The sequence below is a fragment of the Ferrimonas sp. YIN67 genome (assembly GCF_057219095.1).
Map to the genome: position 1 here is coordinate 102,409 of NZ_JBXVVJ010000003.1, position 25,688 is coordinate 128,096.

22 protein-coding genes are annotated in these 25,688 nt (G+C 58.4%); 8 read left to right on the top strand and 14 right to left on the bottom strand.

Annotated elements, in window-relative coordinates; translation table 11 throughout:
- Positions 1-2: 2 nt before the first annotated feature.
- A complete protein-coding gene (locus AC2D8U_RS07640) occupies positions 3-2,672 on the top strand; it encodes a hypothetical protein (protein ID WP_484618468.1) in 2,670 nt (889 codons plus the stop codon).
- Between the two features lie 71 nt (positions 2,673-2,743).
- On the opposite strand, the gene AC2D8U_RS07645 is transcribed toward AC2D8U_RS07640, so the two are convergent.
- Positions 2,744-5,290 carry a G8 domain-containing protein gene (locus AC2D8U_RS07645; RefSeq protein ID WP_484618469.1) on the bottom strand — a complete coding sequence of 849 codons (2,547 nt, stop codon included), beginning with the start codon at positions 5,288-5,290 and terminating at the stop codon, positions 2,744-2,746.
- 351 nt (positions 5,291-5,641) lie between these two features.
- Between AC2D8U_RS07645 and AC2D8U_RS07650 the strand changes: the two genes are divergently transcribed.
- Entirely contained in the window at positions 5,642-7,078 is a 1,437-nt protein-coding gene (locus AC2D8U_RS07650) for a glycoside hydrolase family 19 protein (protein WP_484618470.1), read from the top strand.
- A gap of 209 nt (positions 7,079-7,287) precedes the next feature.
- Positions 7,288-8,127: a RelA/SpoT domain-containing protein gene (locus AC2D8U_RS07655; protein WP_484618471.1), complete on the top strand. Its 840-nt coding sequence runs from the start codon at positions 7,288-7,290 to the stop codon at positions 8,125-8,127.
- Between the two features lie 62 nt (positions 8,128-8,189).
- Here AC2D8U_RS07655 and AC2D8U_RS07660 read toward each other — a convergent pair whose 3' ends face one another.
- The 6 genes from AC2D8U_RS07660 to AC2D8U_RS07685 all read right to left on the bottom strand — a co-directional run bounded on the left by AC2D8U_RS07660 (position 8,190) and on the right by AC2D8U_RS07685 (position 12,649).
- Entirely contained in the window at positions 8,190-8,720 is a 531-nt protein-coding gene (locus AC2D8U_RS07660) for an NUDIX domain-containing protein (protein ID WP_484618472.1), read from the bottom strand.
- Positions 8,721-9,424: 704 nt separating this feature from the next.
- Positions 9,425-9,616: a hypothetical protein gene (locus AC2D8U_RS07665; RefSeq protein WP_484618473.1), complete on the bottom strand. Its 192-nt coding sequence runs from the start codon at positions 9,614-9,616 to the stop codon at positions 9,425-9,427.
- Positions 9,617-9,631: 15 nt separating this feature from the next.
- Positions 9,632-10,699, bottom strand: coding sequence for a 23S rRNA (cytidine(2498)-2'-O)-methyltransferase RlmM (gene rlmM, locus AC2D8U_RS07670; protein ID WP_484618474.1), 1,068 nt, complete (start codon positions 10,697-10,699; stop codon positions 9,632-9,634).
- Positions 10,692-11,075: a DUF423 domain-containing protein gene (locus AC2D8U_RS07675; RefSeq protein WP_484618475.1), complete on the bottom strand. Its 384-nt coding sequence runs from the start codon at positions 11,073-11,075 to the stop codon at positions 10,692-10,694. Before AC2D8U_RS07675 ends, rlmM begins: the two co-directional genes overlap by 8 nt.
- Positions 11,068-11,757: an alpha/beta family hydrolase gene (locus AC2D8U_RS07680; RefSeq protein ID WP_484618476.1), complete on the bottom strand. Its 690-nt coding sequence runs from the start codon at positions 11,755-11,757 to the stop codon at positions 11,068-11,070. The genes AC2D8U_RS07675 and AC2D8U_RS07680 overlap by 8 nt, the downstream gene beginning before the upstream one ends.
- Positions 11,732-12,649: a transcriptional regulator GcvA gene (locus AC2D8U_RS07685; RefSeq protein ID WP_484618477.1), complete on the bottom strand. Its 918-nt coding sequence runs from the start codon at positions 12,647-12,649 to the stop codon at positions 11,732-11,734. Before AC2D8U_RS07685 ends, AC2D8U_RS07680 begins: the two co-directional genes overlap by 26 nt.
- Before the next feature lie 130 nt (positions 12,650-12,779).
- Between AC2D8U_RS07685 and AC2D8U_RS07690 the strand changes: the two genes are divergently transcribed.
- Complete coding sequence (locus AC2D8U_RS07690; protein ID WP_484618478.1) at positions 12,780-12,995, top strand: hypothetical protein; 216 nt, start codon at positions 12,780-12,782, stop codon at positions 12,993-12,995.
- Positions 12,996-13,139: 144 nt separating this feature from the next.
- Here AC2D8U_RS07690 and AC2D8U_RS07695 read toward each other — a convergent pair whose 3' ends face one another.
- A complete protein-coding gene (locus AC2D8U_RS07695) occupies positions 13,140-13,394 on the bottom strand; it encodes an acyl-CoA-binding protein (RefSeq protein WP_484618479.1) in 255 nt (84 codons plus the stop codon).
- 413 nt (positions 13,395-13,807) lie between these two features.
- Between AC2D8U_RS07695 and AC2D8U_RS07700 the strand changes: the two genes are divergently transcribed.
- The 3 genes from AC2D8U_RS07700 to AC2D8U_RS07710 all read left to right on the top strand — a co-directional run bounded on the left by AC2D8U_RS07700 (position 13,808) and on the right by AC2D8U_RS07710 (position 18,853).
- Entirely contained in the window at positions 13,808-13,966 is a 159-nt protein-coding gene (locus AC2D8U_RS07700; RefSeq protein WP_484618480.1) for a hypothetical protein, read from the top strand.
- A gap of 528 nt (positions 13,967-14,494) precedes the next feature.
- A complete protein-coding gene (locus AC2D8U_RS07705; RefSeq protein ID WP_484618985.1) occupies positions 14,495-17,152 on the top strand; it encodes an Ig-like domain-containing protein in 2,658 nt (885 codons plus the stop codon).
- A gap of 1,119 nt (positions 17,153-18,271) precedes the next feature.
- The gene (locus AC2D8U_RS07710; protein ID WP_484618481.1) at positions 18,272-18,853 is read left to right on the top strand and encodes an outer membrane beta-barrel protein; all 582 of its coding nucleotides are present in this window, start codon (positions 18,272-18,274) and stop codon (positions 18,851-18,853) included.
- Between the two features lie 178 nt (positions 18,854-19,031).
- Here AC2D8U_RS07710 and kdsA read toward each other — a convergent pair whose 3' ends face one another.
- The 6 genes from kdsA to hemA all read right to left on the bottom strand — a co-directional run bounded on the left by kdsA (position 19,032) and on the right by hemA (position 24,941).
- Entirely contained in the window at positions 19,032-19,883 is an 852-nt protein-coding gene (kdsA, locus tag AC2D8U_RS07715) for a 3-deoxy-8-phosphooctulonate synthase (protein ID WP_484618482.1), read from the bottom strand.
- Between the two features lie 33 nt (positions 19,884-19,916).
- Positions 19,917-21,161, bottom strand: a complete 1,245-nt coding sequence (locus AC2D8U_RS07720; protein ID WP_484618483.1) for a DUF819 family protein — start codon at positions 21,159-21,161, stop codon at positions 19,917-19,919.
- Between the two features lie 78 nt (positions 21,162-21,239).
- The gene (locus tag AC2D8U_RS07725) at positions 21,240-21,620 is read right to left on the bottom strand and encodes a SirB2 family protein (RefSeq protein WP_484618484.1); all 381 of its coding nucleotides are present in this window, start codon (positions 21,618-21,620) and stop codon (positions 21,240-21,242) included.
- 69 nt (positions 21,621-21,689) lie between these two features.
- A complete protein-coding gene (gene prmC / locus AC2D8U_RS07730) occupies positions 21,690-22,538 on the bottom strand; it encodes a peptide chain release factor N(5)-glutamine methyltransferase (RefSeq protein WP_484618485.1) in 849 nt (282 codons plus the stop codon).
- Positions 22,539-22,542: 4 nt separating this feature from the next.
- Complete coding sequence (prfA, locus tag AC2D8U_RS07735) at positions 22,543-23,622, bottom strand: peptide chain release factor 1 (RefSeq protein ID WP_484618486.1); 1,080 nt, start codon at positions 23,620-23,622, stop codon at positions 22,543-22,545.
- Between the two features lie 68 nt (positions 23,623-23,690).
- Positions 23,691-24,941: a glutamyl-tRNA reductase gene (gene hemA / locus AC2D8U_RS07740; RefSeq protein ID WP_484618487.1), complete on the bottom strand. Its 1,251-nt coding sequence runs from the start codon at positions 24,939-24,941 to the stop codon at positions 23,691-23,693.
- A gap of 146 nt (positions 24,942-25,087) precedes the next feature.
- Between hemA and lolB the strand changes: the two genes are divergently transcribed.
- Positions 25,088-25,681 (top strand): lipoprotein insertase outer membrane protein LolB, encoded by a 594-nt coding sequence (lolB, locus tag AC2D8U_RS07745; RefSeq protein ID WP_484618488.1) that lies wholly within the window; start codon positions 25,088-25,090, stop codon positions 25,679-25,681.
- Positions 25,682-25,688 lie beyond the last annotated feature (7 nt).

Below are 25,688 nucleotides of genomic sequence, written 5' to 3' on the forward strand. Positions count from 1 at the left end.
TGATGACTAAATCTAACTTTTTCAAGACACTGAGCAGCGGTTTGCTCGCTCTGTGCGCCCTGGGGCCCCAAGCCCATGCCGAACCGGCATCCGCCGATGCGTGGCAGGTGAGCCTTGACGCCCCTGAGTCCACCCTCTGGCTGGGCCAAGCCAGCGAATGGCGGATCTGGTCCCAGACACCGCCCCAGGGGCCGATCACAGTGACTGCGGAAGCATCCGATGACTTCACCGTGCGGATCTCCGATCCCGTCCCCTACCGCGGAGAGCAGCACAGTGGCATGGCCTATACGGTGCAAGTGACGCCCCGCCAGAGCGGTGAGTTGATCCTGCCCAGCATCACCCTGGTGCACCCGGACAGCGGCCAACAACACCGCACCGAACCTCAGCCCATCACGGTTCAGGCGCCGGAACTGCGTGACTCCATGAGCTTCGAAGTGACGCGCTCGGAGTCGGAGATCTATCTGGGCCAGAGTGTCCGACTGCAGGGGATCTGGACCTTCACCGATCCCATCTTCGCCCTGCGCGCCGTCGATATCCTGCTGCCGGAACTGGAATCGGCCGGGATCCGGGTCCACCAAGCCTGGGATAAGCCCGATGAATCCGCCCTCTCCAGCATCGGCCTGCCGGTCTCCGGCCGCCGCCTGATCGCCCAATGGGAAGATCTCGGCGATCATCGGCTGGCGATCCGCTTTGATATCGTGATTGAGCCCACCCAGGCCGGCGAGTTCCGCTTCGATGCCCCCCTATTGCTGGTCAGCCTCGATAACGAGATCGCCTCACGTAATCGCCGTCAGTTCACCGGTTCCCGCTATCCAGCCTACTTCGATAACGACTTCTTCGACGATGGCAGCAATCGGGCTACCACCCGCCTGATGGCCCGGGCCGAGCCCTTCACTTTGACGGTCAAGCCCTTGCCCGAAGGGGCGCCGGCGCATTTCTCCGGGATCATCGGCCGCCCGAAGATCGATCTCGATATCAGCCCCCAGGCGGTCCAGCAGGGCGAGCCGGTACAGTACCGCTTAAACATCGCCCACCCGGATCTGGAAGCCCTGCGCCTGCCCAACCTGCACCAGTATGAGGCCCTGCAGTCGGACTTTGATCTGCCCAACGCTGCCAGCGCCGCGATCATTCGGGATCAACAACGCACCTTCCGCCTGAACCTGTTCCCGAAACATGCGACGACCGAGGCGATCCCCGCCATCGAGGTGCCCTACTTTGATCCTCAAAGCGGCCAGTATGATGCCGTTACCCTGGATGCACAGCCCCTGATCGTGACCGAAGCCGAACATTTCAGCCTGTCTGATCTTCAAGCCAATGCCGGGCTGGATCTGCGCAACCAGGTGGACGCCGATCCCGAGGGGATCTGGGCCCATCGCTGGGGCGAGTCCCTGGAGCAAGGCGTCTCGGCCTCCCCCTCCTTGTGGCAACGCTGGCAGGAGTACCTGCTGCTCCCAGCCCTGCTGCTGCCGCCGCTGCTGATGCTGCTGACCCTGTTACCCCCGGCGCTGCGCCGCGCCTTGGCCAAACACCGACAGGGGCCGTTTGCCAAGTTCCAGCATAATGTCGCGAACGATCCCTGGTTGGCCCTGAGCGACTACTGCCAGCATCGTCTGGGGATCGCCCCCTCCCAACTGGGCGCCGCCAGCCTGCAACAGCGTCTCGGTAGCAAAGAGCGCCAGGCCCAGGCCTGCCTGGTTGATTTCCTCAGCCGACACGCCGATCGCTACGCCCCACAAGGTCCCAGCAGCGAGCTTGATCTGCTTGCCCTGCGCCAGGCGGTCAAGCGGATCGAGCGCCAGCAGCGCGCCCTGGAGCGTCGCACCGCCTTGAAGCAGCGCACCGCCCTGCCGCTTTGCCTGGCACTGCTGGCCACCAGCACCCTGCTATCCACCCCCTTGGTTAACGCCGAAACGGCGACCCTGCCGCTTCATGCCCAACTGGAGGCGCTGGAACTGCAATATCGCCAAGCGCTTTTGCTGGACGAGGCCCACCCCCAGCAGGCCCGTCGAGAGCATCGAAATGTTGCGGCCAAACTGGCTGGGCTGATCAACGAACCGTCGCTGGATCCGGCCACCCTGAGCTACAACATCGGCAGCAGCTACTTCCACGCCGGGCAATATGGCGACAGCATCCTCTGGCTGCAACGTGCCGCCACATTGGCCCCGAGTGATGACGGGATCCGCCACAATCTGGCCCAGGCCAGGGATGCGCGGCTGGACGATCTGCCGAAACGGTTCGATCAAGGTTGGCTGGGGACCCTCTCCTACTACAGCGGCCACCCCGCCTGGCAAGCCCTGTGCTATGCCCTCTACCTGCTGTTCTGGCTGGCCCTGTGGCGTGCCCTGCGCAGCGGTGATCGCCACGAGCGTCAGTTGACCCATCTGGCCTTGGTACTGCTTCTGATCGCTGCGGCCAGCCAGGAGCTGCATCGCGCCTACCCAGCGATGACACCCGACGGGGTGATCCTGAGTCAGGAAGTCACAGGTCGCAAGGGACCCGGACAGGTGTTTGCTCCCGCCTTTACCGCTCCTTTGCACCAGGGAACCGAGTTTATCCTGCTGCGCCAGGAGGGGGATTGGCTCCAGGTGGAGCTCAGCAACGAACTCACCGGTTGGTTACCCAAACAGGCTATCGCCCTCTTTGCTCAACCCGACCTCATCTCGAACCACTAGGGCAGCAAGAAAAAGCCCGGCTTCCATGGAAGCCGGGCTTTTTTATGAGCCAATCCAAGAGCTAAAAACCATTAGCGCCGCAACAAGGCCCCGACATAGTCCCAGTCACGACCCCTATAGCCATTCTGGTCCTTCGCCCGGATCTTCACCCAGACCGGCTCACTCGTCGGTGCAGCCAGCTCAATGGACACCTCGTCGCCATTTTGCGTCAGGCTGACGGCACTGCCCTTCGGATAGCTCTCGGTAAGCTCATAGGTGATCGCATCCCCCTCCACATCATAGAAAACTCCGGTCAGATCCAGCGTCACCTGAGTCTGTGCAGGAGCCAGACTCACCTCATCCAGCCAGCCCAGACGGATAGGAGGCAGATCTTCGATATGTCCTGCCACGGCATCAATGGAAAGGTCCGTGCCTAAGACGGGTTCGGCCGAGGCCGGGATGGCTCCACCGTTGAGCCACTGCCCTGCCTGGACCGTCGTCTTTTCATCCACCACATACTCGGGTAACAGACTCAGCTCGGCATTGGTTTTGTCCAGCCACTCGACATGGATATTCTCCAGCATCTGGGAGGTAAAGTTACCGGTGACATAAGGCACGTATTCGGGTGCCTGAAGCTCCGTCAGATAGAGCTGCTGTACCGTGCCATCCTTACCGACGAGAGATCCATCGATGGTCACCGTGGACGTAGGCAACGAAGTGATCACCCCATTGAAGGCGTTGCTATGCCACTCAATATGGGCAAACAGCGGCACCTGGCTGAACGGCAGGCTGTTCTGGAACTGGATAGGGCCCAACACCTTAGAGGTATGACCGCGATCGATCCGCTTGCTGTAACCTATATCCCTCAGGTTATCCAGAGTGGCCCCGGCGATGGCATTAAAGCGGCTCTTCGCCGGCAACACGACACCCACATCGAACCCTTCGATATGGGGGGCCAGGTAGAGATGGCTAGAGATATTGTCTGTCGATGCCGTCGCATGGATCCCATTGCCTGAGGGCGCATTGCGATCGCCAATAAGAACGGTATCCCGAAAGACCAGACGGTGGGCATACCAGAATATGGCCCCTTCACCAATAGACCAGCCAGTGAAACCATCGATGAGGTCCCAGTTCCCCCACTTCACCGCATTTTTATACACCTGAAGCGCTCGGGTGCTGCCATAAGCGGTATTGTCACGGAACAGAATACTGGGGTGATCCGGCTCTACCAGGGCATTCGGCGGAAACTGTTCAGGGTGAACCAAGCCACTGACCACAAGCCCACGCTCGTCGGCCCCGTCGATCCCTTCCCCTGCGACGGAAAAGGCTTCTTTGCCCGCGCCGCTGGCCAGGTTGCCAACGACCTCCAGACCATGGGAGGTGATCCAGAAGCCATGACCCTGGCCGGCCGGATCCTCCTTACCTTCAATATTGCGACTGGGACCAACCCTTGGATTGAAGCTCAGCCCCACCTCACCCAGGGTCCGGATACTCAGGTTGCCGACAAAGCGCCCCAGTTCATCCCCCGCCTCCGAGACAAACGCCGCGCCCCGCACATCATAGGCAACGTTGTTATCAAAATTGACGTAGGAGGAATGGTTGACCAGCCCCCAACCGGGCGAGCCATCCACCACATTCCCACTCACTTGAGCGATACCATCGCTGCCGGTCCGGTGGAAATGCAGCGGATAGCGAGCAATGGGATTCACCCCAATATGGGTAATATTGCCCGCGTCATCGTCCAGCGTGATATTGGCACCATACAGCTTATTGCTGCGCCCCAAATTGGCAAAGCGGGCATGGCTGATCGTCACATCGGCGCTCATCATCATCACATGACCCCGTCCGGTGAATTCGGCCACCTTATTGGTGTACTCGGTATGGACGACTTGCTCTGACTCCTTACCCGCAACCGTCACCAGCTCGATATTGCGGCTCAGGTTGGCCGCATGGACCTTGAGGACCAAGCCGGGCTTGGTATGCTCGGCAACCACATGATCCAGTGCCAGGGGTTCATCCAGGACCACCCGGCTATTCACCGGATCCAACTCGACAATCGTACGCCGCTCATCCCCCAGGGCATCCCGCTGGGTGCCCGCCAGAACCAACACATCCCCCACACGCCAATCCCCCGGAAGGCTATCCAGGTTCAGGACAGAGGAACCCGCATACGCGCCATCGAAGCTGGCATAAGGGGTCACCTCGGTGCCATGCATCACCACCTTGCCCATGGCGATCAACCCCAGGCCCAGCTTATAAGGGTCATAGTCCGGATGGCTCACATCATCCGTGACAAATGGGCCAAGATCGTCAAACACCAAGCGGGCTGTGCGGTTTGACTGTACAGGAGACTCCGGGGTCCCCACCTGTAAGGTCCCAGTCGCGGTAACCACCAGAGTGTCCACACTCAGCCCGGTATTACGTGCCGGGGCAAAGAAAAGCGTCCCCTCGACCTTGATGCTCTGCATTCGAGCCGATTCCACATTGCGAACCTGAACCTTGTGGCCCGACAAGATCCGTACCCGGGCACCGTCTCCCGGTACTGGCCCTCCCCAGGTGGACTCCTCCTGCCAGCGACCACTTTGCACCGAGGTATGAGTGACATCCTGATCCCGCACCAGGCGCATCACCTGAGCCATGTCATGGACTCCCGATGCATGACTGACACCACTGGAAATCGAGAGGAGGAGTGAAAGTAATAAAAGTAAAAAAAGATCCCTGATGATCATAAGCGCTCCTTGCCATAGTGATCGGCCCTCCAAGTCCGGAAAGCAGATTCAAAGCTAGACGCCGCCAATCGAACACGAGTCACTCGCCGACAACATTTAACAAAATTTACATTTGTCACCAGGCAGTGCCCTTACAGGGGAAAAAAGACAACGGTGTCATTTTTTCCCCTATTCGACCGCAAACGGACTGGCCCAAGTCACTCTCGTCGACTAGCTTTCCTGGCGTGCAACGGACGCACGCCCAGTGAAAAGGAGTTCACAGTGAAGAAAACCTACTACCCCCTGTTGGCAGCCGCGCTACTGTGTGGCCAGTTGCTGGCCGCAACCCCCTATGACCCCACATTGGCCTATTCCGGAGGCAGCCAGGTCACCCTGAACGGGATCCTTTACGAAGCGAAGTGGTGGGCGGAGGCCGGCCAGTCTCCGGATGCTCAGGTCGCCAACGAATGGGAAACCCCCTGGATGGCGGTTGGCGATGCCCCGGATGGTGGCGGTGATACGGGGGACTCTGGCAGTGATGGAGGCAGTGGAGCGGAGGGCGGCGATAACGGCGCGAACTCTGGCAGCGGAAGCTATAGCCTGACTCAGGCACAACTGGATGCCACCGAAGCCAGCCTCACCGATTTCCCCTTGATGGCATCTGTGCGTGCCTCCATCCGCACCCTGGATAACACCGAAGTGGAACACATCGCCCCTGGCCTGGGGACCAACCCAGGCAATGTACAACGGGTCGAGTCCCTGATCAGCGACAACGACTGGGAACATCTCTTCTCCCGTCGTGCGCCGGAATACACCTACCGTCACCTGCTTCAGGCCGTCGGCAAGTTCCCGGCGTTTTGTGGTGACTACAACGACGGCCGCGACGCCGATGCCATCTGCCGCCGCTCCCTGGCCACCATGTTTGCCCACTTTACTCAGGAGACCGGCGGCCATACCGCCCATTGGGAGGTACCCGAATGGCGCCAGGGCCTGGTGCATGTGCGGGAGATGGGCTGGACCGAGGAGATGCGGGGGGGCTACAACGGGGAGTGCAACCCCGATACCTGGCAGGGACAGACCTGGCCTTGTGGCACCTTCCCCGACGGCGACTATAAAAGCTACTTCGGACGGGGGGCCAAGCAACTCAGTTACAACTACAACTACGGTCCCTTCTCCGACGCCATGTTCGGCGACGTCCGAGTACTGCTGGACGATCCCGCCCGGGTCGCCGATACCTGGCTGAACCTGGCCAGTGCGGTCTTCTTCTTCGTCTACCCTCAACCTCCCAAGCCCAGCATGCTCCACGTGATCGACGGCAGTTGGCTGCCCAACGAACGGGACATCAGCAACGGCCTGGTACCCGGCTTCGGCGTCACCACACAGATCATCAATGGCGGCGTAGAGTGCGGGGGCAGCACAGAGATCGCCCAATCCCTCAATCGCATCGACTACTTTCAGAACTTTGCTCAGTATCTGGGAGTCCCGGTGCCCGCCGAGGAAGTGCTCGGCTGCGCCGGGATGAAGCAGTTCGACGCCGACGGCGCCGGCGCGCTGAACATCAACTGGGAGCAGGACTGGTCCTGGGATCCCAGCACACCGGACGGCAAAAGCTATCGCTGCCAGCTCGTTGGCTACCAGACCCCCTTCTCCGCCCTTAAGGACGGCGACTACAGCCGATGTGTCGCACACCACTTTCCAGAGCTGGTGATCACCCCCTGATCCGGATCACCTCCACACCCCTCACGCCGCCCTCGAGGCGGCGTTTTTCCTGCCCAATGCGCCATGGCTCTCATTAACAAAGCTGTATGGTCGCTGTCCTTTCGCCGAGAACTTGCTGCCAGCAAGGCATGACAGACGTAGAGTGACCGTCAGTGGGCAAGCTGGCCCGTCCTCATCCGACGTGCCAGATCCATACCTGAGGAGATGTGATGCATAGATTGTTACATACCGCCGTAATGCTCCTGCTGTTGGCCGGCGGCTCGGCTTTTGCCACACCCAGCCAGGCCGTCGGAGCCAGCCACACCCTGGCCCATGCCGCCGGGGCGCACGCCAACCTGATCCGCACTACGGGCGGACTCCGGACACAGCGCAAAGAGGATGAAAAGGGTAGCCGCGACCAGCAAGAGTTCTATCTTGCACTCAAAGCCCTCTACGCCATCGAACCGGTGGAGCTTGATCAACACCAGCCCCTGAGCAACTTTGCCCACCTGCATGTGCAAGCCGAATTGGCGCAACACAAGCTGGCTGCCCTGGGCCGCCAGATCGCCATGCAGACCGGCGTGCAAGCCCTGATCCCTGAGGTCAAATCCCGCGAGCGTGCCGAGCAAAAGCTGGCCGCAGATCTCGAGGGAGATGTCACCCGATTAACCGATCTGGCCCGCATCTCCCTGGTTGCTGACGAACTCCCCGATCTGATCTCCGCCTACCAGGCGCTCACCGAGCAGGTCGAGATCGTTTCGCTGAAGAATCGCTTTAAGCATCCCAAGGCCAACGGATATCGGGATCTGAATCTGCTGGTTCGCCTGCCCGATACCGAGCACCTGGCCGAGGTTCAGCTGCATCTGTCCGCCATCGCGACCATCAAAAACGGTGCCGAGCACGAGATCTATCAGCAGGTACAACAGATCACCCGCCAGCATGACGCCTTAACAGAGATAGACCGTGCCCGCATAGCCAGGCTCAAGCAGCATTCTTTGCAGCTTTACTCCCAGGCCTGGCATGCCCATCTGGCCACCAGGCCAAGTCAGGCGGTGCTGCGTTCGGCCTAAACTTCCCAAGATGGAGTCCAACTCCCTTTGCCGGCGCATTGCGCCGGCTTTTTTTATTGAACTCAGGCCGTCAGCGCCACAGTTTCCGTTTGCGTCATCAGGTACTCCAGCAGCCACAGCTCACGCTCGATGGAGAAGCCTGCTTTTTCCGATGCGGCGATCACCGCCCGGTTGTGGGCGATGGCATCCTCCAGGCGAACCCAACGTGCCTCCATACCATTGGCCAGCTCGTAGGACTCCAGGGCATTGGGCCCCAGCTGTCGACGGGCACGACAATGGTAACAGTAGGAAAGGATCCGGACATTATCGTGATCCGGCTTATACCAGGGGCGCAGCTCTTCGTACGCCCCCATGACCGACTCGATCACCAGATCCTGGGCTCCGGCCTCCTCCCGCACCTCGCGCAGCAACGCCTCGGTCAGGGACTCCCCCTCATCCACGCCACCGCCGGGCAGGCTGTAGTCGTCATACCGGGCGGTGTACATCAGCAAGATCTCCTCCCCGTCGCGGATCACGGCCCGGACACTGGGGCGAATAAACTCACTGCCTGACGGGACGGCCTGGGGGTGTATGGTGAAACGCAAACGCTGCATTGGGCTCTAGGCTCCGGAGAAAAAGGGCGATTGTACCTATCGCTCAACGCCAGACAAGCTTAAGGAGCCCCAACTCAAGTGGGGCTCAGAGTGCAGCGGCCGATCTCACCTTTCGTGCTGGACGGGTCGTGTGATCGACTTACCGACACAAAAAAGGCTGTGTCTGAGTTAAGTGTTGAACGTGCCCATCATATTGTTTTACAAACTAAAGCTGGTGTACCACCTGCTTTTACGCCGACTTAGAGTCGCCCAAACGGAAGGGATTGAGACAAGGCCGGAGGCCAGGGTGAAAGCCGAAGGCTTGAACGCGCAGGCAGGGATGCCGCAGCCGGTCTTTTTGACGAAACAGGGACTGCACAGTCACAAAGCCGACTCTGGCCGCAGCCGCAGCAGCAAAGGGAAGAGCGAAGATAAGCACCGACGGTCGGGGAATCAGAGCGGGGCGCGCAGCCGGGAGGATCCCTTTTTGTTGGCCGCTCATCCGCATCCCTGCTGTCGCGGCATTGGTGCTTCCCGCACGGCACCACGCCAACGCGACAAACAGACGTTATGCCCCACAACATTCGCACGCCTGTGGCGTCCCCTAAACGGACTTCGATGCAGACGGATATCTAGACCATACGCGACTCTATGTATTCCCCAGTAAAGTGCTAAGAACCAAAAAAAAAGGATCGCCAAGGCGATCCTTTTTTTCTATGTAAGGGCTAGAAACTGACATGCAAACAGGTGCAACGTTTGCGCAGAGTGTAGATCAACAGGGCCGGATAGGAGAGGCTAAAGCCCGCCAGGATCCATCCTACCTGCTCCATACCACAGCGACGGGGGTAGAAGATCACCAGCAACCCCGGCAACATCCACAACAGCAGCACCATGGCCGACAACCACAAATCCCCCATCCTTCACCTCACTCGTCAGTTGGTGCGACGCACGTACACGGTGATCTCTTCCCGATCATGGTACAGGTGCTTCGCCTTGAGCTCATAGCGTACCCCAGAGCTGCGTAGGATCTCCGTTAACTGGCTCAAACATTCGCAGACGCTGGCATAACGTTGCTTCATCGGCAGCTTGAGGTTGAAGATGGTCTGCTCACACCAGCGATTGACCAACCAGCGAGCCATCAACTGGGCCACTCGATCCGGTTTCTCCACCATGTCGCACACCAGCCAATGATTGCCCGGCTTCTCCGGCTCAAATTTGAACCCATCGGCGGCATGGTGAGTCACCTGGCCGGTATCCATCAGGCTCTGGGCCATCGCGCCGTTGTCCACGGCACTGACAAACATGCCCCGGCGCACCAGTTGATAGGTCCAGCCCCCCGGACAGGCCCCCAGATCCACCGCCCGCATGCCAGAGTGGGCCCGCTCCTCCTGCTGCGCCGGCGTCAGAAACACAGAGAATGCCTCGTCCAGTTTCAGGGTAGAGCGACTCGGCGCATCCGAGGGGAACTTCAACCGTTCGATCCCCATGTAATACTGGGAGCCGTTATCGGATCGGCTGTAACCCAGGTAGCCGTTGGCCGAATCGGTCAGGAACAGGTGAACTCGCGGCATCTTCTCCTTTTCAGCCTTGGTCAGCTGCCCTGCATTACGCATCGCCTGACGCAGGGGCACGGTAAACTTGCGACAAAAAGAGAGCATGGAGCGATAGGCATCGCCATCACCGCTTTCCACCCAGAGCTTGCCCGCCTTGGGCAATCCCTCGGTCGCGGCCATCACGGCACTGACCCGATCCGCCGGATCCATATCGCTCAGCTCGGCGCTGATCACAAACCAGCTGCGGGCAAAGATCATCTGAGAAAAATCCAGCGTCTGCATCAGGCGTTCGCCGTCGTCCTGGCCATAGCCTTCAAACACCACGAAGCCACTCTCTTTTTCCAGCCGAGGGTATCCGTAGATCCCCGCCTCGGCAGCCAGATCCTGGATCTCTGCCGCACAGTCTTTCTCAAAGCCGGGACGGCAATGCAGCAAGACTTTATTCATTTAGCTTCTCCCACTTCCAGGCAGACGCCGCCAACAGCGCCCACCCGATCATCAAAACCAGGCCTCCCATCGGCGTGATGGGGCCAAAAAACTTGTTACCCAGCAGCACCAAAGCGTAGATGCTGCCGGAGAAAGCCAACATGCCGGCGATAAAGCAGATGCCCGCCGCCAGCAACAGGCGACAGGCACGCTGCCGCATGGCCAATGCCACACCCAGCAGTGCCAGCACGTGATAAAACTGGTATTGCACCGCCGTTTCAAAGCTGGCCAGCAGATTGGGCGAAACCTTGCCCGGCAGGCCATGGGCCCCGTAGGCCCCTAATACAGTGGCCAAAAGCCCCAGTAATGCGGCGATCACGCCAAATACCTTAGCCATCCTTCCCTTCCTTCTCGATAAAATCCCTGGCCAGGCGTGCCGCCTGGTCGATCAGTTGTGACTGGCTCAGGCCGCTGCGCTTACGCGGCACAAAGCTGTGATCCCCATCGGTCAGCCAACTCAGGCGTACGGCGTCGGGCAGAGTCTGTACCGCCAGCTCGGCAGCATTGCCAAAGGCATCGCGCTCCCCCTGCAGGATCAACAGGGGCGCCGGGCACTCCTGCAGAGGCTGCCAACGCCACTTGTCCGCTTCCCGCTTACCCACAGGGTGGAAGGGATACCCCAGCGCTACCACCGCCTCGGCCTTGGCCCCACACAATGCCGCGACCCGGCTGCCCATGGACTTGCCCATCAGTACCAGGCTCGCGTCGGGGTGCGCTATCTTAGCGGCCTCAATCCAGCGGTCAAAGCATTCCGTCAGTTTGGCCAGCCGATCCGGGGGACGGCGCTTCCCCTCGGCCCTCGCTCTGGCCATGTAATCGAACTCGAAACGCAGCACGGCGATCCCCGGGGGCAGACCCTCCAACCCCGTAAGGGCCTGGGCCATCTGCTGCATAAACTCATGATCCATCCCGGCTCCGGCGCCATGTGCCAGGAGGATCAGAACCTTGGGGGCAACGGGCCCGTCCCATCGGTGCTCGCCGGGCCAGCCATGCTCACTCGACGCTTGGGATAAGATCACTGTGTGCCTCCTCCTCGAAGGTTTTCATCAGCCAATCACGAAACGCCTGGATCTTGCCCAGCTCCTCCTGGCTCTCATGGCACACAAGGTAATAGGCATTCTTATGCATCAACACCTTGTCAAAGGGACAAACCAAGCGACCGGCCTCCACCTCGGGCCGGGCCAGCACCGAAGATCCCAGGGCGATCCCCTGACCGTGGATCGCCGCCTGCAACACCAGCGACGAGTGGCTGAAGATGGGGCCGGCGTTCACATTGACCATTCCCTTACCATGCTGTTTGGCCCAGGCCTTCCAGTTATCCCGCGTCATATCATGCAGCAAGGTATGGTTGGCCAGATCTTCAATGCTGCGCAGGGGTTTGGGCCCACTCAGCAACCGGGGGGAACAGACGGGGACCAGGCACTCGCTGCGCAGCTTATCGGCGCGCAACCCCGGCCATTTGCCACGGCCGAAATAGATGGCCACATCCACATCTTCGGTCAGTGAATCATCGTCTCGATCCACCGCCTTGATCCGCACATCGATCTCCGGATGCAACTCGGAAAAACGCGCCAGCCTGGGCACCAGGGATTGGATAGCAAAACTCGGGGTCATGCTGACGGTAAGCGAGCCGGTAGCGCTGCGAGCCAGCAGGCGTTCGGTGGCATCGGCCAACTGGGTAAAGAGATCCTTGATATCGAGGAAGTAGCTCTGCCCCTCCTCCGTCAGCAGCAGGGAGCGGTTTCGCCGCCGAAACAGCTTCAGACCCAAGTGCTCTTCAAGCCCCTTGATCTGGTGGCTGACTGCCGCCTGAGTGACAAACAACTCTTCAGCGGCCCGGGTAAAGCTCAAGTGGCGGGCCGCAGCTTCGAAGGCCTTGACGGCATTCAGGGGGGGAAGGCGACGGGACATAGGAGGTCTTCTTGATTAGTTTTTCTAATGCCGAAGTGTACATTAACTCGCTTGTCGACGACACAGCAAACGGTTAAATTTTAGCCCGTTATAAAACTTCCCCTTCGGGAGCCTTACTAGGAGTGTCATCATGTCTGCTGTAGTTGTTTTATCTTCCGCACTGTTGTTGATCCCCATGAGCCCTGAACCTGTGGAAATGGATATCCAAGATCTGCACCAAGAGGTACAGGTGAGCCTGCAACAAGACCGTAATGAGTTGCATGGCCAGTTCGCCACCATGGAGATGGGCCAGCCGCAATTGCTTGCCCGTGTCGATACCGCCTCCGACGAAGAAGACGCGGAGTGATCCAAGGATCATCGCTATTGCCATTGACCCGGCAAAACAGAAAAGCCGCACCGGATAGATCCAGTGCGGCTTTTTGCTACATGGGCTTTCATCTAGACCGACCTTAACTACCAAGCCTGAACTGCCCGGCTTTTCCCGCCAAGGCTAGCCGGTGATCAAAGCCACGGTATCGATGTAACGCTGCATCGCCTGCTCGGCACTCATCCCCTTTTGCTCCTCCCAGGCGGCGTATTTCGCCCCGGCCTGAAAATCAAACAGCCCTGGACGCTTGCCTTGTACATCCCCCACGGTCGCCTGCTTATAGCTACCATACAAAGCCAGTAACTGTTCATTACTGGGGCGACTGTGCCACCCTTCAATAACGGCCTTCGCCTGTTCAAACTCTTGCTGCAGATCCATGCATTCACTCCTTCCTTCTGGTTCGACCAGTGTAGAGGCGTAACAACCGCACACCTATGACCGAGATCAAACGCTATCCAGTTTCGGCCGAAGCGGGCAAAGTACCAGTGGCACCATGAGCAGACGCAAGTGCCTAGGATCGCTGCGGTGCCAGGCACTAGGAAGGATCAGAGCGACAGGCCGGTTCGGCGCCAAACAGGCCATTGAACTTGAATAACAATGTTTGGGGTAGGTTAGATTAGCGAGCGCTCTTTTCGCGTAATCTGACATTGAGATCTCGGATCGGACCGATGAGCCCGTGGCAATAGCGATGCCGCTGCCGTAGGTCAGGCGAGCGCTCTTTTCGCGTAACCTGACATTGAGATCTGGGTTCAGCCGCTGTGTCAGGTTATGGCGCATCGACTCTGATGGCCATGGCCACATGGATACGCGCCCTGATCTACGTCGAGACCTTTATGCCTGTTCGACATAGCCGCAGTGGGGCGGATGAAGCCACCATGTTGACCTTGGATCAGGGAAGCCCGGCACTCTCCGGGTCTGCACCCGCTGCGGCGCCAAATCCGGCCGGTTAGACGCTCTCAGAAACCAAGGCTCCGTTAGCCATCATCGAATAAGCTCTCGCTCAATCCACTCCTCGAGTGCGTCCAGTACACTATGGAGCCCGCTCGATACCGAATCTTCCTGACAAAAATCTCGCTCTTTGCGACGGTAGGCATCACAGTTTACCGCTCAGCGATTGAATGACGTTCGGCGGACTGTATAGTGCCCCTCAATGAAGCTCCTATTGGTAATAGTGGCCCGGTTTGTTCAGAGGTCGTCTTGCCCTTATGAAAATGTCTAGTCTCCGTATCCTGCGTATCTTCCTCCTTATCTACCCATTCTCGCTATGGGCGAAGCCTCAATGGCCGATAGACATTACTGTCAGTCACGTAGATGGGCTTATCGTGGTACCGGAAAGAATGGGCTCCCGAGGTGTGATCCCCGCTGGCAATAAGCGGGGCGATATCTTTTGGGCCACAGGCAGCGATACCCCCTTCAATGACTCAACGTCCTTGTACCGACTAGATCTGCGAGAAGGCGTCACTATAGATCGTCGAGTGATGCTAGGGGATCGCTACCACAGAAGTGTCCGCACCCTGACACACTTCTTCGACCCCAATACCCGCAGCGATCTAGCACTGTTTAATTTGCATGACCGCGAAGGCAGCAGTTCGCTGATCGTGATGGATCTGGAAACAGAGCTGGTATTGAAGTCACTGAAACTGCCAGCGCTAGGAGGGGGGGACCTCAACGGTAGGATCGCCGTCGATATCCACTCCCTTCCCATTGGGCCTGACGGGAGCCCTTGGATCCTGGTGCAACAAGGCGCGGGAGTTCTCTCCATCTGGGATCCCGCGACTTGGACCATGGTGGACAGTTTCCACCTTGCCAAAGGACGCGTTGAAGTGGGGGCATTTGAGGCTGCGGATGCCATTGAACTGCTTTTTGAAGATGGCAGTATCTACCGCTGGAACAACACGGAGTTTGTTCTTGCAGGTAAGTACCCCCATCGCCTGGATGGCAGATTTTTTGCCTTGGATATTACTGGAGACGGCCTTACTGAAGTCCTCGATCTGCAACACTGGAGATTGGCCGCTTACAGCCCCACACACGACGAAGCGCTTTGGCAATATAGTAATGTTTCTAACCTCGATAACTTCCGATTGCACAAAGGGGAAGATGGGGTCGCTCCAAAACTGATCTTCACAGAGAGCAGTGGCAGTCAACTGACCGTGTTGGATCCTTTCGACGGCAGAGTGCTATGGCGCCAATTCAGCGTAGGCTCCGGCAGTACCACCTCGGTTTGGTTGGGGAATGCCGATGACCACGGCTATCACAAGATTATCTGGGGACGAACTAATGATGTTCAATTGTGGAACTGGCGAAATGAAGAACTCGTAGCCCAACAAGGAGCCTTGGTCGCGCCTTACCACAGCCCGGAGCTTTTGCCGTTCGATGATGGAATGGCTTTGTTTTTTGGTATCGGCTTGGGCTCGAACCCCAAAGATCTTGGCACTGCCTTGATCGATCTCAACTCTAAAGCGACGCATTGGGCCCACTTCGATCAACAGCCCTACGAGCGCGATGTAACGGCCATCGGCTTTATCCATGAAAGTAACCACAACACTCCCATGGCGCTGTTGGGGATCGACCCAAGTGCCTGGAATCCTGTTGTGATGATCCTGGATGGTGCAAACGGTGAGTTACTGCATGAACTCAAACTGGATACCAGATCTCCAATCGTCCATCTGGAGGCGCTGCCTACTAGCCGTGCCGACCATGACTGGCTGGTGGCTGCCACCAGCCAAGGTGAGATGTTCATCATCGATCCGCTGGAGGGGCAGCTTAAGCAAGTTGGGCGGTTCCACTCCGATCGACTGATCGACCTAAGCGTGGATCCAAGCACCGGTGCTATCTTCGCCCTAATGAACGGCAACGTGTACCGATTCGATATTGAAGACAACCGTCTGACCCACTTCCCAGCCCCTATATCCTCCAACGCATTGGTGGCTGACCAAGGCACCATCGCCATCGGTACCACCGATGGGCAGCTCGTTCAGATCACGCCAGAGGGTTCAGCCCTGCAGCAAACTGCTCTGTGTGAGTCAAGCATTGAGGCGGTCAACGTGATGCCAGATCAAACCATCTTGTATAACTGCGACGATGGCTTTGGTCTATATTCACCGCAACAGACAACCACACTGTGGTGGCAACCCCACGAAAATCTTCAACGGCGAGTGAAGCACGCGAACATCCACGGGAAGGACCTGCTGGTAGCGGGAGGAACACAGCTTACAGTGTACGAGGTTAGATCTGACGTCGAACTACCAAAGCTGCCCGACCTTTATCTTCAAAGCTGGGGCTCTGGCACACTCCAGGAAGATCTGGCGACAAATGAGTTCGACGTGACTCGGTATCATCTGCATGGACAGCCTCAATTAGGCGAGTTAGCCTTTATTGATCCTGTCTCTGGTACATTTCGATATAAACCCTCAGGCGACGCATTTGGCCAGGAGACGTTGCAATACAGCGCCATGGTCGGCCAAACCACACTCCCCCCTGCCACGCTTATCTTGGACGTTGGCAATCGGGCGCCTATCGCTTCCCCAATGGAGCTGGAGGTTCACTGGCGAGGCCACATTGACATTGCATTGCAGGCAGAAGATCCCGACGGCGACGCCATTGACTATGAGATCATCGTGGCTCCCAGCAATGGCAATTATCGCTGGAGCAGTCAGAAAAATGGACGCCTGGTCTATACGGGAGGCAAAGTCAGCGGCCCCAGTTATGACGAATTTAGCTTTGAAGTGAGCGATCCATTCGGAGCTACTGATCGGGCACAGGTACGCATCAATCGAACCAATACCCGCCCCGTAGCGGAAGATATGGCGTTTACCGGAGCGAAAAACCACGTAGTCACCGGTAACTTGCAAGCATTTGATCAGGACGATGATCGACTTGAGTACTCAGTCGTGAAAAGTGACGTACGTGGTGAGTTGTTCGTAAACTCAAGTTCGGGTTGGTTCCGCTACACACCAGCGAAAGGCCAGGCATACACCGCAGTGTTTCATTACTTAGTTAATGACGGTGCCGAAAACTCGGAGGTCGCACAGGTCACTATTGAGACCCACAAACACCTGAGTGGCTCCGGCACACCGATTTGGTTAGTACTTCTAGGCCCCCTTGCTGCTCTGTTTCGTCGTCGATGTGCGCCATGATATTGATTAAGAGTCACGATCTTTTCAACTGAGATCGGCTTGGGTCATTGATTGTCGTCAAATACTGCGGAAATCCTAGTAAGAGCTTTGCAAATGACCGCTTCATGCCCTGAGTCTCTCATCAATATTGGACCAGCCAGCTACGAGGGAGAAACCCGCCTCCCAAACCCGATATCCACCCTGTACCTTCGCCGACTTCAAAGCCGCTCCCTCCGCTCCTTGTGAGTGCGCTATTTGGGCTTCCTGCCCGGCAGACTGCGCCGCAGGGGGACAAACGGGGTTGTGGCGGGGCGCGCAGCCGGGCGAAGCCCCCGCTCCTACTAAAAAGCGCGCTGCCGCCTGCGCGGCGCGAACAGGTGGGGGATCACCTAACGCGCACGGTGCCACCCCTCCCCTGGAGGACCAATGGCAACAGAGCGGCTTAAAACCATGTCAGGTTAGCGAGCGCTCTTTTCGCGTAATCTGACATTGAGATCTCGGATCGGACCGATGAGCCCGTGCCAATAGCGATGCCGCTGACATTGAGATCTGGGATCGGACCGATGAGCCCGTGCCAATAGCGATGCCACTATGTCAGATTACGGCGGATCACCCCTTTTCGTTTTGGCCACTTTGGTGCGCGCCTAATCTAACCTACGTCTGGGTAATGCGTACAGGTGCTCAATGACTGCTCCTGGGCGAAATCAGCCCGCTCAGGCGTGTTCCACTGGGACGACTGTGCCAAGCCTCTATGGTGGCCTTTGCCTGTTCAAACTCTTGCTGCAGATCCATGCATTGGCTCCTTCCTTCTGGTTCGACCAGTGTGGAGGCGTAACAATCGCACACCTATGACCGAGATCAAGCGCCATCCAGTTTTGACCGAAGCCACCTCGCATCCCACAGCCTAATTTCAGCCGATAACAGAGCTGGCGTAGCTCTCTATCTCCACGGCTTCATATGGCCTGACTCCAATCATTTTGTGGACATGCCAACCCGCTCACAATATGTCAACAAACGGTAAGCATCAATTTGCCTGACTTTTGTTCTCCTGTTAGCGTTTGTCATCGTAATTAAAACGGTCGCACAAACGCCCAGTTTTATATTCGTTTAAATACAATAAGAGATCAGGGAATGATACCCATGAAACGGAAAGTTATTGTCGCAGGTGTTTTATCTTTAGCCAGCACCATGGTTTTGGCCGATACCACAGTCAACCGAGGATGGTATGCCGGTCTTGCGCTAGGAAGCAGTCATTATGACAACAGCGATTTGCGTGACGACAATGCCACCAGCTACACCGGATTTGGTGGTTTTAGATTTAACAAATATTTAGCTATACAAGGAAATGTTGTTGACCTTGGCGAATTTGAAGGCCATGAAGACGTATTTACTTCTTTAGATCTGTTTGGATTCAGCGTTACAGCAAATGGCATAGTGCCACTTGGCAGTAGCGGTTTTGAATTATATGGCCGCTTAGGTCTTACCGCGCTCAATTACACCCAAACCTTCGATTTATTTGGTGAAGAAATCGAAAACAGTAGCACCGGTGATGCCATTGTCTCGGCCGTGGGTTTATCCTATACGCCACCTAAGTTTCAAAAAGTCACCCTCCGTTTCGAATACACAAATTATTACTTTGAAACGACAAAGGCGTTCGTTGACGACGGCAAAGAGTCTAATTCAGTAGGTGTATTCGGTATCGGTGCCCAGTACAACTTCTAAAATTCAGCTGTCGCTTTAACATACCTTAATCGGTATCAATGGGTGTGTTTTAACAAAACACCGGAAGACGCCCCCAGCCGTCCTCCCCGACGAAAATCCAATAAAAAACCGCGACCGGGCGCCTGTCCCGATCGCGGTTTTTTGTACTCAGCCCGGTTGCCTGGGCTAACGCACCGGCTTACTCGATACCCAGATCCGGCTGGGATTTGATCAGATCATCCAGCGCCTTCATCTGGGCCAGGAAGGGCTCCAGTTTGTCCAGTGGGAAGGCTGACGGACCGTCACACTTGGCGTTATCGGGATCCGGGTGGGCTTCCAGGAACAAGCCGGCCAGGCCGGTTGCCATGCCGGCCTTGGCCAGCTCGACGGTCTGGTGACGACGGCCACCGGAGGCGGCGCCCAGGGGATCGCGGCACTGGAGCGAGTGGGTCACGTCGAAGATCACCGGCATGCCGCCGCTGCACTCCTTCATGGTGCGAAAGCCCAGCATATCCACCACCAGGTTGTCGTAGCCGAAGTTGGCGCCCCGCTCACACAGGATGATCTTCTCGTTGCCGCCCTCACGGAACTTCTCAACGATGTTCTTCATCTGGCCCGGGCTGAGGAACTGGGGCTTCTTGACGTTGATCACCGCATCGGTTTTGGCCATGGCCGCCACCAGATCGGTCTGACGGGCCAGGAAGGCGGGCAGCTGGATCACGTCGCAGATCTCGGCGACCGGCGCAGCCTGCTCCGGGGTATGCACATCGGTGATCAGCGGCACCTTGAAGGTGTCCTTGATCTCCTGGAAGATCTTCAGGCCCTCTTCCATGCCCGGTCCACGGTAGGAGTGGATGGAGCTGCGGTTTGCCTTGTCGAAAGAGGCTTTAAATACATAGGGAATGCCCAGCTTCTCGGTCACCTGCACATAGTGCTCGGCGATGCGCATCGCCAGATCCCGGGACTCCAGAACGTTCATGCCACCAAACAGGACAAAGGGCTTGTCGTTGGCCACGTCGCATTGACCCACCTTCAGGGTGACTGCATTCATGCTAAATCCTCACTCGTTCTCTTTGCACCGGCCTCAACTGGCCAGTGCCTGTAAAATTTGTCCGCAGAACCAGGCCATGTATGTTCCCAAGACATAACCCAGCACTGCCAGAAGGACCCCAACCGGGGCCAGGGCCGGATGAAAGGCGGCGGCCACCACGGGGGCGCTGGCCGCCCCGCCCACATTGGCCTGACTGCCCACCGCCATGTAAAACAGCGGCGCGCGGATCGCCCTGGCCACCAGCAACATAATGATCGCGTGCACCAGCATCCACACCGCGCCCAACAAGAAATAGAGGGGCGCGTCCAGCACCGCCTTGATGTCCATATGCATGCCGATGGCGGCGACCAGCACATAGATCCCCAGGGAACCGACCTTGGATGCCCCCACCGCCTCGAGCTTGTGGGCCGAGGTCAGGGACAACAGCACCCCGATGGTGGTGGACAGGACCATCAGCCAGAAGAAGCCCGAGTGCAGACTATAGCGTTCAAGCTCGGGATAATGCGCTATAAACCAGGGGGCTATCCGGTCTGCGCCATAGTGTGCCAGACCCGTGGCCCCAAAGCCCACCGCCAAAATGAGGATCAGATCACGCAACGAGGGAATACGGGCGTGCTGCGCCTGCCAGGCTTCCATCTTATCCTTCAGCGCGTGCAGCGCCCGGGTATCCGCCCCCATCCGAGCGTCCCAGCGTGCCGCTCGCGGCACCAGTACCAGCAATACCGCCATCCAGGCATTGGCCACCAGCACATCCACGGCAATCATGGCGGAGAAGATGGTGTCCCCCACCCCGTAGATCTCCTTCATGGCCGTCTGGTTGGCACCACCGCCAATCCAACTGCCCGCCACCGTGGTCATGCCCCGCCACACGGCCTCGGGGCCATGGCCATTAAGCAGCTCCGGATAGAGGGCCGAGATCAGCAGCAGGGCAACGGGCGCGCCAAGCACGATCCCCAGGGTACCGGCCAGGAACATCACGATGGCCTTGGGTCCTAATGAAGCGATCGCCCTGAGATCCAGGTTCAGGGTCAAGAGCACCAAAGCGGTGGGCAGCAGGAAACGGGACGCCATGTAGTACAGGGTGTTGTCACTGCCATCGATCACGCCGAAGGTGTTGAGCAGGGAGGGGATGAAGTAGCACAGCAGCAGGGCGGGAATGAAGCGGTAGAAGCCACGCCAGAAGGGGTGATCCGAATGGCAGGTGTAAAACACCGCGCCCAGTACGACCATCAAAAGCCCAAGTACCGATGCGGGGTTGGTGATCCAGACCTCTTCCATCCTGCCTCCCGTGACGACCTACCGCAGAGCGGGGCCTTCGCTCTTCGCAATCAGGCCCCGTGTTAAAGCAGTTAAAACTTAGCTCAAAAGCATGGGGGTTTTGCCCATGGCCAGCACCGCCATGTAGTAGAGCCACCCCAGGGCCCCCAGAAAGGCAAAGAGTTTAAACAGTTTGCCTCGTGGCAATTTGAAGGTGATCACCCCAAGAAAGATGTACGCCAGTAAGGCGATCATCTTCTCGGTAAACCAGGGCTGACTCGCCAGCACCCAGCTGCCCATCCCCAGTAATGCCACCCCGGACAGCAACAGGAGGGTATCGATGGCATGAGGCAGGATCCGCACCCACTTCCTCTCCATCATCACCGAGTCCCGCATCGACCAGGCAAATCGCAGCACAAACAGGCTGACGCTTACACCGATCAGGGTCAGGTGGAGGTGCTTCAAGGCATCATAAGCCATAAGAGTTCTTCCCTAATATCAAAGTCATTGCCCATCGTAGCGGCAATCATGAGCGAATGTATAGCGTCGTCAGCCGGGCTGCACGCCCAGGGTATAACGATCTCGCTTGCCCAGATCCCGGCCGGTGCGCACCGCCTGGAGACCCGCTGCAACAAAAATGTCCCGCACCGCTTCGCCCTGGTCATAGCCGTGCTCCACCATCAGGACGCCCCCTGGGTTCAGGTGTGAACCGGCCTGCGCCGCCAGATGTTCGATATCGGCGAGTCCATGGTTATCGGCGATCAGCGCCGACTTGGGCTCGAAACGGACATCTCCCTCGTCCAGATGGTGATCCTGCGGATCGATATAGGGCGGGTTGGAGACGATCAGATCGAAGCGCTGCGTCCCCAGGGGCTCATACCAGCTACCCTGATGCACGATCACCGGCAATCCCAGCCGCTGGGCATTACGCCGGGCCAGCGCTGCGGCATCCGGGCTGTACTCCACCGCACACACGTGCCAGGACGGCATCTCACTGGCCAGGGACAGGGCAATGGCGCCCGTACCTGTCCCCAGATCCACCACCTTGGCGTCGGTAGGCAGGGGCAGGGCCAAGGCCGCCTCCACCAGAGACTCGGTGTCGGGTCTGGGGATCAGGGTGCTGGCATCGGTTTCCAGGGTCAGGGTCCAGAACTCCCGGTGGCCGGTAATGTGGGCCACCGGCTCACCGGCAAAGCGGCGCTGCAGATCCTGCTCAAGTTGCTGCTGCAACGCGTCATCCAACGGATGCTCGGGCCAGGTAAAGAGGAAGCTGCGGGGCTTGTCCAGGCGAGCCAGCAGCAAGACCTCGGCATCGATCACCGGGCTGTCTGGATCGCTCTGGCTGTCCGCCTGGGCCAGGATCTGACCAGCCTGCGCCAGCCATTGATCAATACGCACCGCCTTAATCCTCGGCCAGGGCCGCCAGCATGTCGGCCTGGTGTTCTTGAAGAATGGGATCCATCAGGGCGTTGAGATCCCCCTCCATCACCTCATTGAGGCGATACAGGGTCAGGTTGATGCGGTGATCGGACACCCGGCCCTGAGGATAGTTATAGGTGCGGATCCGCTCCGAACGATCGCCGGAAGCCACCAGGGAGCGACGGGCATCGGTCTCCTCGGCCTTGCGCTTCTCATCTTCGGCCTGCTGCAGGCGGGCACCGAGTACCGCCATCGCCTTGGCCCGGTTCTTGTGCTGGGAGCGATCATCCTGACACTCCACCACGGTGCCGGTCGGGATGTGGGTGATGCGAATGGCGGAGTCGGTTTTGTTGACGTGCTGGCCACCTGCCCCGGAGGCGCGGAAGGTATCCACTTTCAGATCTGCCGGATTGATGGTGATCGCCTCGGCTTCGGGAATTTCCGGCATCACCACCACGGTGCAGGCGGAGGTGTGAATGCGGCCCTGGGACTCGGTGGCCGGGACCCGCTGAACCCGGTGTCCCCCGGATTCGAACTTCATCTTGCCGTACACCGCGTCGCCACTCACCTTGGCGATCACCTCTTTGTAACCACCGTGGTCGCCCTGGTTGGCGGAGATCAGCTCCACCTTCCAGCCAACATTTTCGGCGTAGCGGCTGTACATGCGCAGCAGATCACCGGCAAAGATCGCCGCCTCGTCTCCTCCGGCACCGGCGCGGATCTCCACGAAGCAGTTGTTGTCATCCTTGGGATCTTTCGGCAGCAACAGGATCTGCAGTTCATCTTCGAGGCGAGCACAGTTGCTCTTGGCCTCGGCCATCTCTTCCGCAGCCATCTCCGCCATGTCCGGATCATCCAGCATCTCCTGGGCGGTTTCGATGTCCTCCAGCCCCTGCTGGTAGGCACGAAAAGCTTCGACCACCTCTTCGAGCTGGGCGTACTCCTTGGACAGGGCGCGAAAACGATCCTGATCGGTGATCACATCGGACTCACCCAGCAACGCCTGAACTTCTTCATAGCGTTCAACCAGACCTTCCAACTTTGCGTATACAGAGGGCTTCATGGGGTACCTTATCTATGCACAACGGCCCGCGAGGCGGGCCGTTGTGGTCTTAATTCGGGGGAATGTCACTAATTGTCGTTGATCCCCAAGGCCGAGCGCAAGAGGTCGAGGCTGTCCAAGTCACCACTGCGGGCCGCCTTGGACAGTGCTTGAGTGGGCGAGTGGATCAATTTATTGGTGAGTTTGTTGGCCAATTCGCCCATCACCGCCTGAGGATCGGCCCCCTGCTCCAGCCGCTCCAGCGCCCGTGCCAGCGCCGCCTGCTTGTGCTCATCGCTCTGCTCCCGGTACTGCTTGATGGTGGCCACCGAATCGAGCCCCCGCAGCCAGTTGAGGAACTCCAGCGACTGCTCCTGGGCGATCAGCTCCGCCTGCTCAGCGGCTTCGAGCCGGTTGGCCATGTTCTTCTGCACGATCCCTTGAAGATCGTCGACCGTGTAGAGGTAGGCATTTTCCAGATCGGCCACCTCCGCCTCGATATCCCGAGGAACGGCGATATCCACCAGCAGCATCGCCTGCTGACGCCGTTTCTTCAGGGCATTCTCCACCATCCCCTTACCCAGGATCGGCAGCGGCGATGCGGTGGAGGAGATCACGATATCGCACTCATGCAGATGATCGGGAATTTGCGGCAGGGTGATGGCCCTAGCACCGAACTCATCGGCCATCCCCTCGGCCCGGGCCAGGGTGCGGTTGGCCACCACCAGATCCTTCGCGCCCTGTTCATTGAGGTGACGAGCCACCAGTTCAACGGTTTCCCCCGCCCCCACCAGCATCACCTTGGCCTTGGACAGGTCGTCGAAGATATGTCGGGCCAGATTTACGGCGGCAAACGCCACGGAGACGGCCGATGCGCCGATCTCGGTTTCCGTCCGGATCCGCTTGGCGACCTTGAAGGTATGCTGAAACAGTCGATCGAGGGTGTGGGCGATGGTGCCCATCTCCCGGGCATCGAAAAAGGCTTTCTTGATCTGTCCCAGGATCTGCGGTTCGCCCAACACCAGGGAATCCAGGCCCGCGGAAACCCGCAGCAGATGCTGCACCGCTTTTTGACCCGTATGCAGGTAGATGCACTCGCGCAGTTCGGTTTCTTCCAGGTTATGGAAATGGCTGAGCCACTGGATCAGGCGCTCACTCTCTACCTGGTTGGTGTACAACTCAGTCCGGTTACAGGTCGACACGATGACCGCTTCGCCGGTACGCGTTTGCGCAGCCAGGCTCTTCAGCGCATCACCAAGGATGTCCGGCCCAAATGCGACTTTCTCCCGCAGCGTCACGCTGGCGGTCTTGTGATTGATCCCAATAGCAACTAACGTCATGGCAAAATTAGCGAAATGCCCGTTCCTTTTTCAACCCCTGGCGCTGGGCAATTCTATGCATAAAGTGTGTCTCGATGAAATATTTATCGGACATCCCGGCATCATTCCCATCATGAATGCGGCCAAGCGCACAAAGTAGGACAATAATGCTTAACCTTTTCGTCAAATCATTTTCGACCCTGTTACTTGTCAGCCTTCTTGGTGCCTGCGCCAGTTTTCAGCCGCCGGCCAGTGATGCCAGCATCGCCACGGATCAAAACTGGCATCTGCGTGGCAAATTGGGGGTGATCACCCCGGACGAGCGAGTATCGGCCAACCTGCATTGGCGCCACCTGGGCCGCAGTGGCCAGGATGATCTGCGTCTGACCAACCCCTTCGGTACGACCCTGCTCAGCCTGACCGCCCAACCGGGCCTGGCCACTGTCACGGTTGATGGCAAGAGCCACACCGGAAGCAGCCCCGAACAACTGATCCACCGTATGACCGGCTGGGATCTGCCCCTGGTTGCCCTATCCCAATATCTGCTGGGAGATCCCGGCGACAACACCAGTGTCCGTTTTGACGAACAGGGCGATCCCCTCAGCCTGGAGCTGATCCATCCCAGGACGCAAGAACGCTGGCAGTTACGCTACTTGGGGTGGCAACAACAGTCCGATCACAAGGTGCCCCGTCAACTGGAGTTGCGCCAGGGTGAACAACGCATAAAATTGGCGATTTCTCATTGGCAAAGCGAGCCCTGATCACACC

Coding starts and splice junctions, on each gene's coding strand:
- AC2D8U_RS07675 (WP_484618475.1), bottom strand. CDS start 11,075: ATGGCTAAGGTATTTGGCGTGATCGCCGCATTACTGGGGCTTTTGGCC.
- AC2D8U_RS07720 (WP_484618483.1), bottom strand. CDS start 21,161: ATGGAAGAGGTCTGGATCACCAACCCCGCATCGGTACTTGGGCTTTTG.
- AC2D8U_RS07665 (WP_484618473.1), bottom strand. CDS start 9,616: ATGGGGGATTTGTGGTTGTCGGCCATGGTGCTGCTGTTGTGGATGTTG.
- AC2D8U_RS07700 (WP_484618480.1), top strand. CDS start 13,808: ATGGCCACATGGATACGCGCCCTGATCTACGTCGAGACCTTTATGCCT.
- AC2D8U_RS07695 (WP_484618479.1), bottom strand. CDS start 13,394: ATGGATCTGCAGCAAGAGTTTGAACAGGCGAAGGCCGTTATTGAAGGG.
- lolB (WP_484618488.1), top strand. CDS start 25,088: ATGCTTAACCTTTTCGTCAAATCATTTTCGACCCTGTTACTTGTCAGC.
- prfA (WP_484618486.1), bottom strand. CDS start 23,622: ATGAAGCCCTCTGTATACGCAAAGTTGGAAGGTCTGGTTGAACGCTAT.
- AC2D8U_RS07655 (WP_484618471.1), top strand. CDS start 7,288: ATGCATAGATTGTTACATACCGCCGTAATGCTCCTGCTGTTGGCCGGC.
- AC2D8U_RS07685 (WP_484618477.1), bottom strand. CDS start 12,649: ATGTCCCGTCGCCTTCCCCCCCTGAATGCCGTCAAGGCCTTCGAAGCT.
- kdsA (WP_484618482.1), bottom strand. CDS start 19,883: ATGAATGCAGTCACCCTGAAGGTGGGTCAATGCGACGTGGCCAACGAC.
- AC2D8U_RS07705 (WP_484618985.1), top strand. CDS start 14,495: ATGCTAGGGGATCGCTACCACAGAAGTGTCCGCACCCTGACACACTTC.
- AC2D8U_RS07660 (WP_484618472.1), bottom strand. CDS start 8,720: ATGCAGCGTTTGCGTTTCACCATACACCCCCAGGCCGTCCCGTCAGGC.
- AC2D8U_RS07640 (WP_484618468.1), top strand. CDS start 3: ATGACTAAATCTAACTTTTTCAAGACACTGAGCAGCGGTTTGCTCGCT.
- AC2D8U_RS07725 (WP_484618484.1), bottom strand. CDS start 21,620: ATGGCTTATGATGCCTTGAAGCACCTCCACCTGACCCTGATCGGTGTA.
- AC2D8U_RS07710 (WP_484618481.1), top strand. CDS start 18,272: ATGAAACGGAAAGTTATTGTCGCAGGTGTTTTATCTTTAGCCAGCACC.
- hemA (WP_484618487.1), bottom strand. CDS start 24,941: ATGACGTTAGTTGCTATTGGGATCAATCACAAGACCGCCAGCGTGACG.
- AC2D8U_RS07645 (WP_484618469.1), bottom strand. CDS start 5,290: ATGGCTCAGGTGATGCGCCTGGTGCGGGATCAGGATGTCACTCATACC.
- rlmM (WP_484618474.1), bottom strand. CDS start 10,699: ATGAATAAAGTCTTGCTGCATTGCCGTCCCGGCTTTGAGAAAGACTGT.
- AC2D8U_RS07690 (WP_484618478.1), top strand. CDS start 12,780: ATGTCTGCTGTAGTTGTTTTATCTTCCGCACTGTTGTTGATCCCCATG.